Origin of the sequence: Ensifer sp. SL37 (assembly GCF_026672675.1) — a bacterium.
Taxonomy (GTDB): Bacteria; Pseudomonadota; Alphaproteobacteria; order Rhizobiales; family Rhizobiaceae; genus Ensifer; species Ensifer adhaerens.
Map to the genome: position 1 here is coordinate 340330 of NZ_JAPPRN010000002.1, position 15906 is coordinate 356235.

A 15906-nucleotide genomic window follows, 5' to 3' on the forward strand; every position below is an offset into this window, starting at 1 on the left:
GATTGTTTTCCGAGATCGCCATCCGCATTGAGACCGGAGCCTCCCCTGGCGGCAAGGGCGTCAAGGCTGCAATCGGCTACCTGCGGGCTGTGGACGACTGGTCGTCTGTTGCCAAGATGCGCGGGGCGCCGACGGCCGCGATCCCGAAGGCATGGAGGCAGCATGCCCTGGACCAGGATGGCAGGGTGAAGGACCCGAAAGCCTATGTTTTCGCGATCATCGAGGCATGGCGTCTCGCTATCAAGCGGCGCGATGTTTTCGTTATGCCCGGCATGATACGGGGACCCGCGCAGAGGAATGCTCGAGGGTGAAGCCTGGCAAAACTCCAGGCTGATGGTCGCCCGCGCGCTCGGCCGCTCTCTGGAGGCCGACACCGAAATCGATGGTCTCGCCCGCCTTCTCGACGAAGCCTATCGGCAAGTTGCTGCTCGCAGCGCCGATAACTCCGACCTGCGCTTCGAAACAACCGCTGGCAAGACCGAGATTGTCGTCACGCCTCTCGACAGGCTTGAGGAACCCGAGAGCCTGCGCGTACTTCGCACCGCCGCCCAGACGCGGATGCCGAAGGCCGGGATGCCCGATATCTTTCTTGAAGTCATGGCCCGAACCGGGTTTGCCAAGTCGTTCACCCATTTGAGCGAACGCCAGTCCACCGTCGAGCATTTCGAAACGAGCCTGTGCGCCGTCCTGGTTGCCAGCGCCTGCAACATCGGCCTCGAGCCGGTTGTCCGCGCGGAGTTGCCCGCTCTTCGACGCGACCGGCTTTCCTGGATCGACCAGAACTTCATTAGACCCGAGACCATAGCCGCAGCCAATGCTGCAATCGTTGCCGCGCACAGCCGGCTCGACATCGTTCGTCACTGGGGCGCTGGCGAGGTGGCTAGCGCGGACGGCATGAGGTTTGTCGCTCCCGCGAGCGCCATACACGCCGGACCCAACCCCAAATACTACGGCCAGGAACGCGGCGTCACCTGGTACAACATGATCTCCAACCAGTTCAGCGGCCTGGGCGGGGCTGTCATCCCCGGGACCCTGCGCGACAGCCTGGTCGTCCTGGCTCTCCTGCTCGAGCAGGAAACAGAACTGGAGCCGCTGGAGATCATGACCGATACCGCCGCTTACTCCGATGCCATTTTTGGCTTGTTCTGGCTTCTCGGCTACCAGTTCAGCCCCCGCCTGGCTGATATCGGCGCCGTCAAGCTCTGGCGTATCAACCGCAAGTCCAGCTACGGACCGTTCGACGCCCTCGCCTGGGGCAGAATCAAAATCGAGCTGATGCCGCCTCGAAACGCTCGGGGCCGTAGCGACGCGAGAGTGACAGAACGCCCCGCGCGGCGCGGTATCCCTGTTGCGGATGCGGCCTGTCGCGCATCAGCCGCTCGACCAGAATCGCCGTATTGCCGCCGACCTTCGCGGCCTGCTTGATCAGGCTCGCCGGCGTGGTGTTGGCATAGTGCTGATGCGTCTTCGGCATGTGCTCGCTGACGGTGACGTGCCCGGCGCGCTGCGAGGTGCGGCGGTGGCTGGCGACACGCTTGTGATCGTGGAAGACTTCGACGATCCGGGAGGTCAAGCGAACCTCGACCTGCCGTACCGATCAGGCGATGCGGCACAGAGTAGAAGGCCTTATCGACCTCGACATGGTAGTCGGGATGGACCTTCGCCGATTTCCATTCGGCATATTCGAAGGCGGTTGCCGGAAGCGGCGCAAGTGCCGCACGTTCGATTTCCTCGAAGAGCTGACGCCGGGACTTGCCGATGCGGCGCATCGGCCGATTGTTGAGATCGTCGAGAAGCTGGCTGATCCGGATGTTGAGGTCGGCAAGGCTGAAGAAGTGCTCGTTGCGCAGCCGCGCCAGGATCCAGCGCTCGACGATGAGAACAGGCAGGACCGTTGTGTCGTAATGCTCGGCGAAGGCCGCAAACGTCGCGTCGGCGTGCGCGAAAGCACCCAGAGCTGGCGCGAGCTGCTCGTCGGGCTGAAGGCTCGCGGGGTCTTGCCTTCGACCCGCCATCAACGGTGCTGGCAGCACAAGCTCCTCAACATCCTCAACAAGGTGCCGAAGTCAGTGCAGCCGAACATGAAGGCCGATCTCAGGGAGATCCGCGACGCGCCCGATCGGGCAACCGCCGAGGCGGCGATCGCCGTCTTCATCGACAAATACAAGGCCAAATATCCCAAGGCCGTCGACTGCCTGACGAAGGACCGCCAGGCATTGCTGACCTTCTTCGACTTCCCAGCCGAACACTGGGACCATCTGCGCACCTCGAACCCGATCGAAAGCGTCTTCGCCACCGTCAGGCACCGCACGGTGCGAACCAAGGGAGGCCTGTCGCACAATACGGCGCGGCTCATGGTCTTCAAGCTCGTCATCAGCGCCGCCAAAACCTGGCGCCGGCTGAAGGGCGAAAATCAGTTGCCAAAGGTCATCGCCCGCGTCAAATTTACCGACGGTGTCGCCGACTCGACGACCCCAGACCATCGCGCCGCCTGATCGCCCTCGTCACCCATTTCCGACCATAGCTCAGCGCGTATTGCGAATCAGTCAGTTCCATCCAAACTTCATGGCCACCTTAACCTTTCTTTAGTGTTAACGGGCCCTAGAAAAGATTCACACTATGTGGCCCGACATACGCTATGGAGTACCCTTCTCCCAGCGCTGTTCTCATGAACCCGTTCGCCCCGACGAGATCTGTTCTGACGACGCTATCTCCCGTGAGGGAACTAATTTGGTAATTTGCCCGTAGCCACGAGCTTGCCCGCTCGGACAAGGCAAAGATCTCCCACAGGCGCTCCGCCGTCCTTTGGATGCGAAAATCAGCGCTCTGCGCGGTTTGCAAGGCAGAGCTACTTTGCGGGAACGGCGTATCTGTCTGCGCCTTGGTCAAATCTTTCGAGTGAGCCATGATCCTCCCCTATGCATTTTTCTGACATGCACCGCAGCGGTACCGCTATTGATTGCAGGCGTGAGCCTTAGACTAAGACTAGCCCGCCCTCTGCGCAGGGCTTCTGCTTCGGGTGATTGAAGAGAGGGTTGCATCTCACGGCGTGAATTGCCAACATAGATAGTAATGACTTTCCGCTCCATCGTTTGGTGGTTAACGCCAACCATAATTGAGGTTGGAGCTATGGTCGGAAATGGGTGACGAGGCCGATCAGGCGGCGCGATGGTCTGGGGTCGTCGTTTCGGCGACACCGTCGGTGAATTTGACGCCGGCGATGACCTTTGGCAACTGATTTTCGCCCTTCAGCCGGCGCCAGGTTTTGGCGGCGCTCATGACGAGCTTGAAGACCATGAGCCGTGCTGTGTTGTGGGACAGGCCTCCCTTGGTTCGCACCGTGCGGTGCCTGACGGTGGCGAAGACGCTTTCGATCGGGTTCGAGGTGCGCAGATGGTCCCAGTGTTCGGCCGGGAAGTCGAAGAAGGTCAGCAATGCCTCGTGGTCCTTCGTCAGGCAGTTGACGGCCTTGGGATATTTGGCCTTGTATTTGTCGACGAAGACGGCGATCGCGACCTCGGCGGTTGCCCGATCCGGGGCATCGCGGACCTCCCTGAGATCGGCCTTCATGTTCGGCTGCACCGACTTCGGCACCTTGTTGAGGATGTTGAGGAGCTTGTGTTGGCAGCACCGTTGATGGCGGGTCGAAGGGAATATCTCCTCCAGCGCCTTCCAGAAGCCGAGCGCGCCGTCGCCCACGGCAATTTCTGGCGCAATCGAAGCCCGCGGGCCTTCAGCCCGACGAGCAGCTCGCGCCAGCTCTGGGTGCTTTCGCGCACGCCGACTTGAAAGCCGACAAGTTCCTTCTTGCCTTCCGGCGTCGCGCCGATGACGACCAGCATGCAAGCGGCATCGTCCTCCATGCGTGCCTGAAGATAGACCCCGTCGGCCCAGATGTAGACGTAGCGGCGGGCTGACAGGTCGCGGCGTTGCCAGCGATCATAGTCGGCCTGCCACTCCTCCTTCAGCCGGCCAATCACCGAGGGGGACAGGTTCGGTGCGTCCTTGCCGAGTAAGGCGGCAAGCGCCTCCTGGAAATCGCCGGTCGAGATGCCGCGCAGGTAAAGGACCGGCAGCAGAGCGTCGAGGCTCTTCGTGCGTCGTGCCCACTTCGGCAGGATCGCCGACGTGAAGGTGATGCGATCCTCGCCGCAAGTCTCCAAAGCCCGGTCGCGCAGCTTGACGCGGCGCACCGCAACCGGACCGATCCCCGTCTGGATCGTTCTTTCAGGCCCATGGCCGTGCCGCACCACCCGGTCCCGCCCATCGCTCAGGCGTTCGCTGGCCATGGCCGCAAGAAACGCCTCGGCTTCCGCCTCCACGGCCTGTGCCAGAAGCCGGCGCGCGCCTTCGCGTAGAACCGATGTCAGGGGATCATCGAGCGTCTCGGGATGCGGAAAGGAAACAACAGTGCTATCTGTCTTCATGGCGTATCGCTCTTTCATGAGGTTCTGGCAGGCTTGTCACCCGCCTCGATACGCCGCCCTCATCAAACCGTCATCACCCAGTTTCCGTCATAGCTCATCCGGTGCGGCAATATGAATTTGTCGGCTGAACTTTGCCGTTGACGTAAGGGAACGGCTCAGATTCAAGACTATGATGAATCGAGCCGGCACCCCTGATGTTGCGGAATTGATGGCGCTTTTGGCGGCGAATGCTGCAGAAATCGCCGCGCTGAAGGCCGAGAAGGATATCCTCGCGCAGCGCGTCTTCAAGCTTGAGGAAGAATTGGCGCTGGCGCAGTTGCATCGTTTTGCGCCGCGCAGCGAAAAGCACATGGATCGCATCTTCAACGAGGCCGAGCAGGCTGCCCTTGAGGGGGACGAGGACAGCGAAGACGCCGATGATGCCGTCGCTCTACCGGACACGGGATTGCCGGAGATCGAAAAGCCGGAGGGCAAGAAACCCGGCCGCAGGCCATTGCCGGCGAACCTGCCGCGCCAGCGCGTCGAATATGACCTTGCCGACGACCAGAAGGTCTGTCCGTGCTGCAGCCACCCGATGCATCGCATGGGCGAACTCGTTACCGAGCAGCTTCACATCGAGGTGAAGGCCACGGTTCTGCAGAATGCGCGAGCCAAATATGCGTGCCGTAACTGCGACCGCACCGGGATCAGCACGCCTGTTCGCGCTCGTTCATAAATATGTCGACGGCACGCCGCTCTATCGTTTGGCGCAAGCCTTCGAGCGCGCTGGCGTTCCTGTCAGCCGTGGCGCTCTGGGCCATTGGGTGATCGGTTCGAGCGAGAGACACCTCATTCGCGTCTATGACGCACTGAAGCTGCGGTTGCGATCCCAGACCGTCATCCATGGCGACGAGAGTGTGCTGCAGAGCACACGGAAAGGATGGTCTAGATGGCCTGACAGACTGTGTGCGTAAAGCTGCGATGATGATGAGGGATGGCCCCTCGGGCTCGGCTTTCAGGAGCTGGGTCCAAACCACTCCAAGCGGCTGCGTTTAAGAGACGTGGTCGTAAGCGTTGGAGCCAAGTCCAGGGTATACCCTGGGCCGGTACGCATCCGAGAGACGAATGAAAATGAACCTTCCGATGAAGCGTCGTAACGTGAAACCTGTCGTCAAAACCAGAGATTTCTCGTCTCTCTGGGATCAGCTTGTCAGATGCCTGGTGACCGGGCAAGCGGCGACCGGCGTTGAGGGGGCGTGAAGCGGATGCAGGCATTGTCGCGGAACTGCAGGAACCAGTCGCTCCGATGCAAAGGGAGAAGCACAAGCGGAGAAAACCGTGAGGCGAGAGTACCGATGCGGAGCACTGGGACGGACCGATTTGTAGTAGCGATGAAGGCTCGTAATGGAGCTGGAGCGAAGAGGTCGGATCAGGTGGGCATATTATCAACACAACTGGCAACAGGAGGACGTTGATGGATACGCAAAGCAAGCCGTTCAATATCAGTAAGCAGAAGGTGTACGAAGCTTATCTGCAGGTGCGATCCAACGGAGGCGCAGCTGGTGTGGATGGGGTAACGATTGAGCAGTTCGAGGCCGATCTGAAGGGGAATCTCTATAAGATCTGGAACAGGATGAGCTCAGGCACGTACTTCCCTCCGCCAGTTCGCGCCGTTTCCATTCCTAAGAAGAGTGGAGGCGAGCGGATCCTCGGGGTACCAACGGTGGCAGATCGCGTGGCCCAAAGTGTGGTCAAGCAGATGATTGAGCCGGATCTGGACGCAGTCTTTCTGGCAGATTCTTATGGCTATCGGCCCGACAAGTCGGCGCTGGATGCCATCGGCGTTACGCGCAAGCGGTGCTGGAAATATGATTGGGTTCTGGAATTCGATATCAAAGGGCTGTTTGACAATATTGACCATGACCTTCTGCTACGGGCTGTTCGCAAACACATAACATGTGCCTGGGCGCTGCTCTACATGAATTAGCCCCCGAAAGGCCCGGACATGCTCCCCCACTTAGCTAAGTGGGTAGGAGTAATGTTGGTAATATGACTAGCAGCAATTTTAAGATGGAAGTTCTCTCCGGGCCGGAGCGTCGGCGGCGCTGGAGCACGGCAGAGAAGCTGGCGATCATCCATGAGACCTATGAGGCGGACGCGACGGTGAGCATCGTCGCACGTCGGCACGGCATCCAGCCGAACCAGTTGTTCGCCTGGCGCAAGCTGGCGTCCCAAGGGGCACTGACGGCGACGGACGCCGAAGAGGAGGTCGTTCCGGCTTCCGAATACCGGGCGCTTCAGGCCCAGGTGAAGGAGTTGCAACGCCTGTTGGGCAAGAAGACGATGGAGAGCGAAATCCTGAAGGAAGCCCTCGAAATCGCCGGTGGCCCAAAAAAACATCTGTTGCGCTCGCTCTCTCTTCCGAGGGGGATTTTGGAATGAAGACCGTCTGCGAAACTCTAGGTGTCGCCCGCTCGAATATCGCTGCGCGTGCCGCAGGTTCCCCTTCCAGAGCCAGAGGACGCCCGCCTCTACCTGATCGCGAGCTGGTGGAGGACATCAAGGCCGTCATCGCCGATACGCCCACCTACGGCTATCGGCGTGTCCATGCCATCCTGCGTCGGAATGCCCGGAAACTGGGGCGTTCGTGGCCCAATGCCAAGCGGGTCTACCGGGTGATGAAGCTGCACAATCTGCTGCTGGTGCGTCATACCGGAGCGGTCGATGATCGCCTTCACGACGGCCGGGTCGCCGTCGAGCGTTCGAACATCAGATGGTGCTCCGACGGCTTCGAGATCGGCTGCGACAACAAGGAGAAGGTCCGTGTCGCCTTCGCCCTCGACTGCTGCGACCGTGAAGCAATCGCCCATGTCGCCACCACCGAAGGTATCAAGAGCGAAGACGTGCAGGACCTCGTGATCACCGCTGTCGAGAACCGCTACGGCCGCATCAACATGCTGTCCGAACCCATCGAATGGCTCACCGACAACGGCTCTTGCTTCATCGCCAGGGACACCGCATCCTTGCTGCGCGAGATCGGCATGGAACCGTGCACGACACCGGTGCGAAGCCCACAGTCGAACGGCATGGCCGAGGCGTTCGTCAAAACCTTCAAGCGCGATTACGTCTCGGTGAATCCAACCCCCGACGCCGAAACCGTCATGGCGCAACTGCCGTTCTGGTTCGAGCACTACAACAATCTTCACCCGCACAGTGCTTTAGGATATCAATCGCCGCGCGAGTTCATCAGCTCGCAATCTCAAACCTGAGCATGTCCGGTCTTTTGGGGGCAACTCCACTACATCGAAAGATGGCTGACAGCACCGATGCGGAAAGAGGATGGGACAAACGTCGAGCGAAACTGCGGCACGCCACAAGGCGGTGTCGTTAGCCCGATACTTGCCAACCTGTTCCTGCATTATGCATTCGACGTGTGGATGGGCAGACAGTTCCCTGACCTGCCATGGTGTCGTTACGCGGATGATGGGCTGGTGCATTGCCGGAGCGAGAGTGAAGCGCGGATCGTCAGAGAAGCGCTCGCAGCTCGTCTTTTGGAATGCCGCTTGGAAATGCATCCCGGGAAAACGAAAATCGTCTACTGCAAAGATGATCGACGGAGGGGTAGGCACGAGACCGTCAAATTTGACTTTCTCGGGTATTGCTTTCGTCCGCGATCCGTTCGGGGACAACTTTCGCAGAAAACGTTCTGCGGATTTACCCCTACCGTCAGCATATCATCGCTGAACTCGATGCGAGAGAGGATTAGAAGGCTGAAACTCCGCAAACGAACGGAGGTGACGTTGGACGACATTGCTCGCGAAATAAACCCAATCGTTCGGGGATGGATCGCATACTATGGGCAATACTCGCGCTCGGCACTTTATCCGATGGCGCGATACATCAACGAAACCCTCTATGTTTGGTTCAAACGGAAATATAAGCGCTTCCGCAAACGCCTGGGGCAAGCGCGCCTCTTTGTTGCAAAGATTGCGCGTGAAAACCGGAAGCTGTTCGTACACTGGCAACTTGGTAATGGCACGGAGCTCGCCTGAGGGGAGCCGGGTGAGGTGAGAGCCTCACGCCCGGTTCTGAGAGAGGCTGGAGGTGAAATTCCTTCGGCCTACTCGCCCCACAGTCCAGGTGCTGAAGGAAGCCGGCAAGGAAGCGACCAGCACGTCGTATATGTGGGCCTTTCGCAGCGGCGAGGACAGCAAGCAGCCGATCGTGCTGTTCGATTATCAGCCCGGCCGCGGACAAGAGCATCCGCAGGCCTTCCTTGGCGACTACCGCGGCATCCTGATGAGTGACGGTTATCAGGCCTGGCGCACGTTGAAAGGCGCCACGCATGTCGGGTGCATGGCCCATGCCAGGCGGAAGTTTGTCGATGCTCTCAAGGCGCGCAAGAAACCCGGCGGGCCGCCGGCACAGGCCATCAAGTTCTTCGACCAGCTCTACCGGATCGAAAGGCAGGTGCGGGACGAGAGGCCGGATGACGGTGAACCACAGGCCGACTACATGGGGAGTGTCAGGAATTCTGTGCGGTGGGCCGGTTTCATCAGTTGAAGAACCGCTCGCCGAAGATGACGGCGAACTGTGTCTTTGCCTCGATCCACTCCCTCGGCGCGCGCTTCCACTGCTCGGCCGCATTGTTGAGGACCAGATATAACAGCTTCATCGCGGCTTCGTCACCCGGGAAATGGCCGCGCGAGCGCACTGCCCGACGAAGTTTCGAGTTCAACGCCTCGATGGCGTTCGTCGTGTAGATGATGCGGCGGACGCCCTCTGGGAAGGCGAAGAAGGGAACAACGTGTTCCCAATTGCGCCGCCAGCTTTGAGAGATGGCAGGGTATTTCTGGCCCCAATACCCTTCCTCGAAAGCCTCCAGCGCCTTCATTCCAGCCTCGGCATCTCGAGCACGATAGATGGCTCTCAACGCCGGTACGACGGGTTTGCGATCCTTGTAGGACACGAACTCCAGAGAATGCCGGATCAGGTGGACGATGCAGGTCTGGACGATCGTCTGAGGGAAGACGGTACCGTAATGGCTTCGGGAAAGCCCTTCAGGCCATCGACCACGGCGATCAGGATGTCCTGGCAGCCACGGCTTTTCAGCTCATTCATCACGCGCAACCAGAACTTTGCCCCTTCGGTCTGCTCGATCCAGAGCCCGAGGATTTCCTTTGTGCCGTCCGCCAGAACTGCGAGCGCGACATAAACGGCCTTGTTGCGAACGAAGCCTTCGTCCCGGATCTTGACCCGGATGGCATCGAAGAACACGAGGGGATAGCACAGCTCGAGCGGGCGGTTTTGCCACTCGCCAACGGCCTCCAGAACCTGGTCGGTCACCGCCGAGATCAGGTCCGGCGACACGTCGATACCGTAGATTTCTTCGAGGTGGCCCTGGATTTCCCGCACCGTCATGCCGCGCGCGTACATGGAAATGATCTTATCATCGAAATCGGGAAAGCGGCGCTGATATTTGGCGATCAGCTGCGGGTCGAACGTACCGGCCCGGTCGCGCGGGATGGTCAACGTCATCTTCGAGGTACCGGTCAGCACCGTCTTTTTCGAAGATCCATTCCGCCGATTGCCCGACGGTCCTTCGCTGCGATCGACGGCGAGATGTTCATCAAGCTCGGCGTTGAGAATACGCTCCGACAGTGCCTTCTTCAGGTCATCCAGCAAGCCGTCCTTGCCGAAAACATCGGATGGATCACGACCAGCAAGAAGTTGGTCCAGAAGTTCTTTTTCGATAGCCATGTGATGATTCGCTCCTTTTCATCATCATGGCCCACCGCACAGAATTCCTGACACTCCCACTACATGCGCCGCTTTCGCCAGAAACACAGCGTCCCGGTCCTGAACGCCCTCAAGGCGTGGCTCGACGCGATCGCTCCAAAAGTCGTGCCCGACACCAAGCTTGGCGACGCCGTCTCCTATACGCGCAATCAATGGGAATATCTGACCCGCTATACCCACGACGGTAGGATGCCGATTGATAACAATTTACTCGAGCGCGACAACGCCGACATCGACGACCTGCTACCATTCAACTTCAAAAGGCAGCCCGCCTGACCGCCGCCTCAAGCCCACTTATAACGCGCAGCGAAATGCGCGCTTACGGTGTTCGGGCAGTGCACGGGCCTTACGCTCCTTGCGAGGAACGGCCTTGTCCGGATCGGATGCGCTGGCTTCGATCTTTTTCTCGACGGCGGCGATCCGCGCCTGTGTTTCGGCAATTGCCGTTTCAAGGTCTTCCAGCGCCAGTTCCATCTGCGCCGGATCGAGCTTTTCCGATTTCGGCCCGAACTTCGTGCGCCGATAGTCGTGAACCTGACCTTCAAGCTTCTCGACCAGTTCCTTCAGCTCGGCGATGAAGGCGTCCTTTTCGGCAACCACAGCCTGCTCATGCTGACGTGCAGCACGCTCGACCGACAGTTCGAACTGCATCGCCGCAAACGCCTTCACCACCTCTGGCGGAAGGTCCGGAAACAGGCTGAGATCAAGGGGCGACGACATGCGGCCTTATAGCAAGGCAGCACAAAAAAGCCAAATAAAACAATGCAAAGACCGTCGGATATTCACCCTGCCGCCGACGGCGCGATCACCCGTTGCGCCATCACTCGCCGCCAGTCGAGCCCCTCGAACAAAGCCTCGTATTGCCCCCTGGAAAGGCGCATCGTCCCATCCTGCACCTTGGGCCAGGCAAAGCTTCCATGTTCAAGAATTTTGTAGGTCAGCACCATGCCGGTGCCATCCCATACCAGGATTTTCAGACGATCACCGCGCTTCGACCGGAAGATCACCGTCACCCCGGAATGCGGGTCGAGCTTCAACTCGGTCTGCACCATCAGAGCCAGCGCCTGATGCCCGCAGCGGAAGTCCACCGGCCGCGTTGCAATCAGGATCGGCAGTCGTTGGCCCGCGACGATCATGCCGTCCCTCGCATGGCGCGCACCAGAGCGGCCACACGTTCAACCGGCACATCGACGGGAACCCGCATCACAACGTCCGGGCCGATCGTGAGCGTCAAGACTGACGAAACCGCCTCCCGCAGTTTCGGCGGCGCCAAAACATTCACCGCCTCGCTCGGCTCTGCCGCAATCGCCAAAGGCACAAATGCAGGCTCGGCATCGCCGCTCTCCGACAGGCCCGGCATAGCCTCAAAAGGCAGCGTCAGAATGCCCTCGCGCACTTGCCGGCGCCACAAGGAAAGCTGGTGCGGAACAACGTCATGACGGCGCGCGACATCAACAACACGAACACCAGGCTCAAGGCTTTCCGCCACAATCCGCGCCTTCACATCATCTGGCCAACGCCGGTTTCCGCGGCGCGGCTCAACAACCTCATAGCGACCAACAAATCCATCATCTGCCATGCAAATCTCCAGATAGTCCTGGAAACCTTCTCGCACGCCCGGCCAGCCTCAAAATACAGCCTATCCAATGGGGCGGAGACGGCGCTTACACCCCTCGGTCGCGATCACGCGGATCGAGATGAGGCTGCTCGACCATTTGCTACCTGATAAGGGCGAGCCACCCGCATCCCGCGCAGGTAATTTGTCCGATTATTTGATCAAGATTGCAAAGCTTGGAGGCTATCTGGCTCGCGCGCACGATCCGCCACCGGGCAACACCGTCATGTGGCGAGGCCTATCGCGCCTCACCGATATCAGGATCGGCATGACCATCGGCGCTGAACTTGTGGGTAATTGAAAGCCGATAGCCATAGTGCTGGCGAATGCGCGGCGCATGTCGCCATCGTCCCTCGCTGCGGGCGTACTCAGCGATCAGATCCTCGGGTTCGGCAATGGAGAGCTGGCGAGCGGTGAAGCGTTGCGCTGAAACAGGAACGTCTTCCGGCTTTTCCAGAAACATGCCGAGCATGCGCAGTGATCCGAGCTGAACAGCAACGCCCAGGCGGTTGTGATCACCACGGTGAAGGGCGACGAATGCATGGTCTGCATCATCGAGATGAAAATAGCGGGCCAGCTGGTCCGGTGTCAGTTCGCCGTTGAAACGGCCATACTCGCGCGCCTGGTTATCGCTCAGGAATCCAACCGGCAATGTCGTCAGGCCTGCATCGTCGTTTCGCGCTTCGCCGAACGGCGACCGAGCAGTTCGTTGGCGCGTTCGCGCGGCTTGCCCTTCGCATCAACATAGGCATAGAGAGTGGACAAGGATACGCCGAGTTCGGCGGCGACATCGCGCGCGGCGTTGTCCCTGTCTGCCATCATCGCCATGGCGGCCTTCAGCTTCTTGCGGGTCATCACACGCGGCCGTCCGCCGGCCCTGCCACGGGCACGCGCCGCCGCCAGGCCCGCCATGGTTCGCTCATGGATGAGATCGCGCTCGAACTCCGCCAATGTCGCAAAGATGCCGAAGACGAGCCGGCCGGTCGTCGTGGTCGTGTCCATATCGCCGGTCAGCACCTTGAGCCCGACCCCACGTTGTTGCAGATCGTTCATCAACCCGACGACATGCGGAAGCGAGCGACCGATACGGTCGAGTTTCCACACGACAAGCGCGTCACCCGCCCGCGCAATCTCAAGCGCCTTCGCAAGGCCGGGCCGGTCGGTGGCACGTCCGGAGCACACATCGTCGTAGATCTTCTCGCAGCCGGCCCGCTCCAACCCGTCACGCTGGAGGTCGAGATTCTGCTCGCCGGTCGAAACCCGCATATAGCCGATTAGCATCAGTTGCTCCTTGCTTCATATTAACTTAGACGGCAAGAAGTTTATCGGCTATAGATTTCTACACGGGTATTTATGAAATTTGGGCGGCTTCTCCGGGATTTTTGCGATCCGCTTTAAGGCGTTCCATCAAACCGGGGTTTGTTGCGACGTTCGGGCAAAGCTTTTGTGGATGCCACCGGTGGATCGAAATCTCTTGCGAGCGAAACGTGATGACTGACGACGACGACCATAAGGATGTCGCTGACCTGCCGACAGAAGATAAAATGGGCTTTGCTGTTCCGAAGACGCCGACCCACTCGCTCATGCTTTTGAACAGCTACATGCGGACCGATATGCTGCAACACATCCATTTGCGCCTTCATAAGATGAGGGATGAGGACGGGCCTGGTTCGCCGTTGCATCATATGGCGAAGAGCCTCGAACAGGTTATCGACACCTGGGGCGGCATCAATCTATGAGTGCTTTACCCGCAACCATTTCCACATCGATCCGGATTACGAGTTTCGGCCGGAGCAGGATTACCTCCACGACATCAAGCTGATGAAGCATCACCTCAAATCCCACAGGAAAACAATCAAGGAGCTGGGCCGCTGGCGCTGACCGCTGAGATGTGAAATTCCTTATGTAGGTTTTCTGTTCCGTTGCTACTCAGACCCCGGCAATGGCTGTGCGGGCATCGGTGCCATAACGATGGGGGTGATGATGCCCGTGCGCTCGCAGTTCCGGCATGCGTATTTGGCCCTGGCGTTCTGCAGAACCGTGGCCTTCACCTCGATATGCAGTTGCTCGGTAACGAGTTCGCCCATGCGATGCATCTGATGGCTGCAGCACGGGCAGACCTTCTGATCGGCGGCAAGGTCATACTCAACGCGTTGGCGGGGCAGATTTGCCGGAAGAGGTTTGCGCCCGCGTTTCTTGCCCGCGGGCTTTTCCACCTCCGGCAATCCCGTATCGGGAAGCTCAGTGGCGTCGGTCGCGTCAATATGAGCTATGGCGGGAAATGGGTGACGAGGCCGATCAGGCGGCGCGATGGTCAGGGGTCGTCGTTTCGGCGACACCGTCGGTGAATTTGACGCCGGCGATGACCTTTGGCAACTGATTTTCGCCCTTCAGCCGGCGCCAGGTTTTGGCGGCGCTCATGACGAGCTTGAAGACCATGAGCCGTGCTGTGTTGTGGGACAGGCCTCCCTTGGTTCGCACCGTGCGGTGCCTGACGGTGGCGAAGACGCTTTCGATCGGGTTCGAGGTGCGCAGATGGTCCCAGTGTTCGGCCGGGAAGTCGAAGAAGGTCAGCAATGCCTCGTGGTCCTTCGTCAGGCAGTTGACGGCCTTGGGATATTTGGCCTTGTATTTGTCGACGAAGACGGCGATCGCGACCTCGGCGGTTGCCCGATCCGGGGCATCGCGGACCTCCCTGAGATCGGCCTTCATGTTCGGCTGCACCGACTTCGGCACCGAGCTATGGCGGGAAATGGGTGACGAGGCCGATCAGGCGGCGCGATGGTCAGGGGTCGTCGTTTCGGCGACACCGTCGGTAAATTTGACGCCGGCGATGACCTTTGGCAACTGATTTTCGCCCTTCAGCCGGCGCCAGGTTTTGGCGGCGCTCATGACGAGCTTGAAGACCATGAGCCGTGCTGTGTTGTGGGACAGGCCTCCCTTGGTTCGCACCGTGCGGTGCCTGACGGTGGCGAAGACGCTTTCGATCGGGTTCGAGGTGCGCAGATGGTCCCAGTGTTCGGCCGGGAAGTCGAAGAAGGTCAGCAATGCCTCGTGGTCCTTCGTCAGGCAGTTGACGGCCTTGGGATATTTGGCCTTGTATTTGTCGACGAAGACGGCGATCGCGACCTCGGCGGTTGCCCGATCCGGGGCATCGCGGACCTCCCTGAGATCGGCCTTCATGTTCGGCTGCACCGACTTCGGCACCTTGTTGAGGATGTTGAGGAGCTTGTGTTGCCAGCACCGTTGATGGCGGGTCGAAGGGAATATCTCCTCCAGCGCCTTCCAGAAGCCGAGCGCGCCGTCGCCCACGGCAATTTCTGGCGCAATCGAAAGCCCGCGGGCCTTCAGCCCGACGAGCAGCTCGCGCCAGCTCTGGGTGCTTTCGCGCACGCCGACTTGAAAGCCGACAAGTTCCTTCTTGCCTTCCGGCGTCGCGCCGATGACGACCAGCATGCAAGCGGCATCGTCCTCCATGCGTGCCTGAAGATAGACCCCGTCGGCCCAGATGTAGACGTAGCGGCGGGCTGACAGGTCGCGGCGTTGCCAGCGATCATAGTCGGCCTGCCACTCCTCCTTCAGCCGGCCAATCACCGAGGGGGACAGGTTCGGTGCGTCCTTGCCGAGTAAGGCGGCAAGCGCCTCCTGGAAATCGCCGGTCGAGATGCCGCGCAGGTAAAGGACCGGCAGCAGAGCGTCGAGGCTCTTCGTGCGTCGTGCCCACTTCGGCAGGATCGCCGACGTGAAGGTGATGCGATCCTCGCCGCAAGTCTCCAAAGCCCGGTCGCGCAGCTTGACGCGGCGCACCGCAACCGGACCGATCCCCGTCTGGATCGTTCTTTCAGGCCCATGGCCGTGCCGCACCACCCGGTCCCGCCCATCGCTCAGGCGTTCGCTGGCCATGGCCGCAAGAAACGCCTCGGCTTCCGCCTCCACGGCCTGTGCCAGAAGCCGGCGCGCGCCTTCGCGTAGAACCGATGTCAGGGGATCATCGAGCGTCTCGGGATGCGGAAAGGAAACAACAGTGCTATCTGTCTTCATGGCGTATCGCTCTTTCATGAGGTTCTGGCAGGCTTGTCACCCGCC

9 protein-coding genes and 12 pseudogenes are annotated in these 15906 nt (G+C 60.0%); 10 read left to right on the forward strand and 11 right to left on the reverse strand.

Features of this window, described 5'->3' with window-relative positions:
- Window positions 1–2 precede the first annotated feature (2 nt).
- Window positions 3–311, forward strand: coding sequence for a hypothetical protein (locus OVA00_RS09515; RefSeq protein WP_268088712.1), 309 nt, complete (start codon window positions 3–5; stop codon window positions 309–311).
- A gap of 286 nt (window positions 312–597) precedes the next feature.
- A pseudogene (locus tag OVA00_RS09520) lies at window positions 598–1215 on the forward strand (Tn3 family transposase); the annotation flags it as partial.
- A gap of 52 nt (window positions 1216–1267) precedes the next feature.
- On the opposite strand, the pseudogene OVA00_RS09525 reads toward OVA00_RS09520, so the two are convergent.
- Window positions 1268–1931, reverse strand: a pseudogene (locus tag OVA00_RS09525) (Mu transposase domain-containing protein); the annotation flags it as partial.
- Here OVA00_RS09525 and OVA00_RS09530 point away from each other — a divergent pair.
- Window positions 1890–2495 (forward strand): annotated as a pseudogene (locus OVA00_RS09530) (transposase); the annotation flags it as partial. The pseudogenes OVA00_RS09525 and OVA00_RS09530 overlap by 42 nt on opposite strands.
- Before the next feature lie 661 nt (window positions 2496–3156).
- On the opposite strand, the pseudogene OVA00_RS09535 reads toward OVA00_RS09530, so the two are convergent.
- Window positions 3157–4427, reverse strand: a pseudogene (locus tag OVA00_RS09535) (IS256 family transposase).
- Window positions 4428–4599: 172 nt separating this feature from the next.
- Between OVA00_RS09535 and OVA00_RS09540 the strand changes: the two are divergent.
- The 5 genes and pseudogenes from OVA00_RS09540 to OVA00_RS09560 form a co-directional block, all read left to right on the forward strand.
- Window positions 4600–5332: pseudogene (locus OVA00_RS09540) on the forward strand (IS66 family transposase); the annotation flags it as partial.
- A gap of 548 nt (window positions 5333–5880) precedes the next feature.
- Window positions 5881–6387, forward strand: a pseudogene (locus OVA00_RS09545) (reverse transcriptase domain-containing protein); the annotation flags it as partial.
- Window positions 6388–6455: 68 nt separating this feature from the next.
- Window positions 6456–7675 (forward strand): IS3 family transposase gene (locus OVA00_RS09550; RefSeq protein WP_268088713.1). Its coding sequence is split into 2 segments (ribosomal slippage): window positions 6456–6792 and window positions 6792–7675, totalling 1221 coding nucleotides; the frame shifts between segments, so codons are not numbered across the junction.
- A gap of 57 nt (window positions 7676–7732) precedes the next feature.
- Entirely contained in the window at window positions 7733–8458 is a 726-nt protein-coding gene (locus tag OVA00_RS09555) for a reverse transcriptase domain-containing protein (RefSeq protein ID WP_268088714.1), read from the forward strand.
- 79 nt (window positions 8459–8537) lie between these two features.
- A pseudogene (locus OVA00_RS09560) lies at window positions 8538–8936 on the forward strand (IS66 family transposase); the annotation flags it as partial.
- Between the two features lie 25 nt (window positions 8937–8961).
- On the opposite strand, the pseudogene OVA00_RS09565 reads toward OVA00_RS09560, so the two are convergent.
- Window positions 8962–10166 (reverse strand): annotated as a pseudogene (locus OVA00_RS09565) (IS256 family transposase).
- 63 nt (window positions 10167–10229) lie between these two features.
- On the opposite strand from OVA00_RS09565, the pseudogene OVA00_RS09570 reads away from it, so the two are divergent.
- A pseudogene (locus tag OVA00_RS09570) lies at window positions 10230–10427 on the forward strand (IS66 family transposase); the annotation flags it as partial.
- Between the two features lie 84 nt (window positions 10428–10511).
- Here OVA00_RS09570 and OVA00_RS09575 read toward each other — a convergent pair.
- The 5 genes and pseudogenes from OVA00_RS09575 to OVA00_RS09595 form a co-directional block, all read right to left on the reverse strand.
- Window positions 10512–10925 (reverse strand): annotated as a pseudogene (locus tag OVA00_RS09575) (transposase domain-containing protein); the annotation flags it as partial.
- Window positions 10926–10987: 62 nt separating this feature from the next.
- On the reverse strand, window positions 10988–11341 hold the full coding sequence (gene tnpB, locus OVA00_RS09580) for an IS66 family insertion sequence element accessory protein TnpB (protein WP_047637286.1): 354 nt from the start codon (window positions 11339–11341) through the stop codon (window positions 10988–10990).
- Window positions 11338–11784, reverse strand: a complete 447-nt coding sequence (tnpA, locus tag OVA00_RS09585) for an IS66-like element accessory protein TnpA (RefSeq protein WP_268088715.1) — start codon at window positions 11782–11784, stop codon at window positions 11338–11340. The genes tnpB and tnpA overlap by 4 nt, the downstream gene beginning before the upstream one ends.
- A gap of 274 nt (window positions 11785–12058) precedes the next feature.
- Window positions 12059–12472: a DUF4158 domain-containing protein gene (locus OVA00_RS09590; RefSeq protein WP_268088716.1), complete on the reverse strand. Its 414-nt coding sequence runs from the start codon at window positions 12470–12472 to the stop codon at window positions 12059–12061.
- A gap of 5 nt (window positions 12473–12477) precedes the next feature.
- Window positions 12478–13101, reverse strand: a complete 624-nt coding sequence (locus OVA00_RS09595) for a recombinase family protein (RefSeq protein WP_268088717.1) — start codon at window positions 13099–13101, stop codon at window positions 12478–12480.
- Between the two features lie 209 nt (window positions 13102–13310).
- Between OVA00_RS09595 and OVA00_RS09600 the strand changes: the two genes are divergently transcribed.
- The gene (locus OVA00_RS09600) at window positions 13311–13559 is read left to right on the forward strand and encodes a hypothetical protein (RefSeq protein WP_268088718.1); all 249 of its coding nucleotides are present in this window, start codon (window positions 13311–13313) and stop codon (window positions 13557–13559) included.
- 192 nt (window positions 13560–13751) lie between these two features.
- On the opposite strand, the pseudogene OVA00_RS09605 reads toward OVA00_RS09600, so the two are convergent.
- The 3 genes and pseudogenes from OVA00_RS09605 to OVA00_RS09615 form a co-directional block, all read right to left on the reverse strand.
- Window positions 13752–14063 (reverse strand): annotated as a pseudogene (locus OVA00_RS09605) (IS66 family transposase zinc-finger binding domain-containing protein); the annotation flags it as partial.
- A gap of 55 nt (window positions 14064–14118) precedes the next feature.
- Window positions 14119–14556 (reverse strand): annotated as a pseudogene (locus OVA00_RS09610) (transposase); the annotation flags it as partial.
- 33 nt (window positions 14557–14589) lie between these two features.
- Window positions 14590–15861: an IS256 family transposase gene (locus OVA00_RS09615; protein ID WP_268088859.1), complete on the reverse strand. Its 1272-nt coding sequence runs from the start codon at window positions 15859–15861 to the stop codon at window positions 14590–14592.
- Between the last annotated feature and the right edge of the window lie 45 nt (window positions 15862–15906).

What these genes read in the sequence shown, in the direction of transcription:
- OVA00_RS09615 (WP_268088859.1), bottom strand. Translation starts at nt 15,861, where the DNA reads ATGAAGACAGATAGCACTGTTGTTTCCTTTCCGCATCCCGAGACGCTC.
- OVA00_RS09555 (WP_268088714.1), top strand. Translation starts at nt 7,733, where the DNA reads ATGCGGAAAGAGGATGGGACAAACGTCGAGCGAAACTGCGGCACGCCA.
- OVA00_RS09595 (WP_268088717.1), bottom strand. Translation starts at nt 13,101, where the DNA reads ATGCTAATCGGCTATATGCGGGTTTCGACCGGCGAGCAGAATCTCGAC.
- OVA00_RS09600 (WP_268088718.1), top strand. Translation starts at nt 13,311, where the DNA reads ATGACTGACGACGACGACCATAAGGATGTCGCTGACCTGCCGACAGAA.
- tnpB (WP_047637286.1), bottom strand. Translation starts at nt 11,341, where the DNA reads ATGATCGTCGCGGGCCAACGACTGCCGATCCTGATTGCAACGCGGCCG.
- tnpA (WP_268088715.1), bottom strand. Translation starts at nt 11,784, where the DNA reads ATGGCAGATGATGGATTTGTTGGTCGCTATGAGGTTGTTGAGCCGCGC.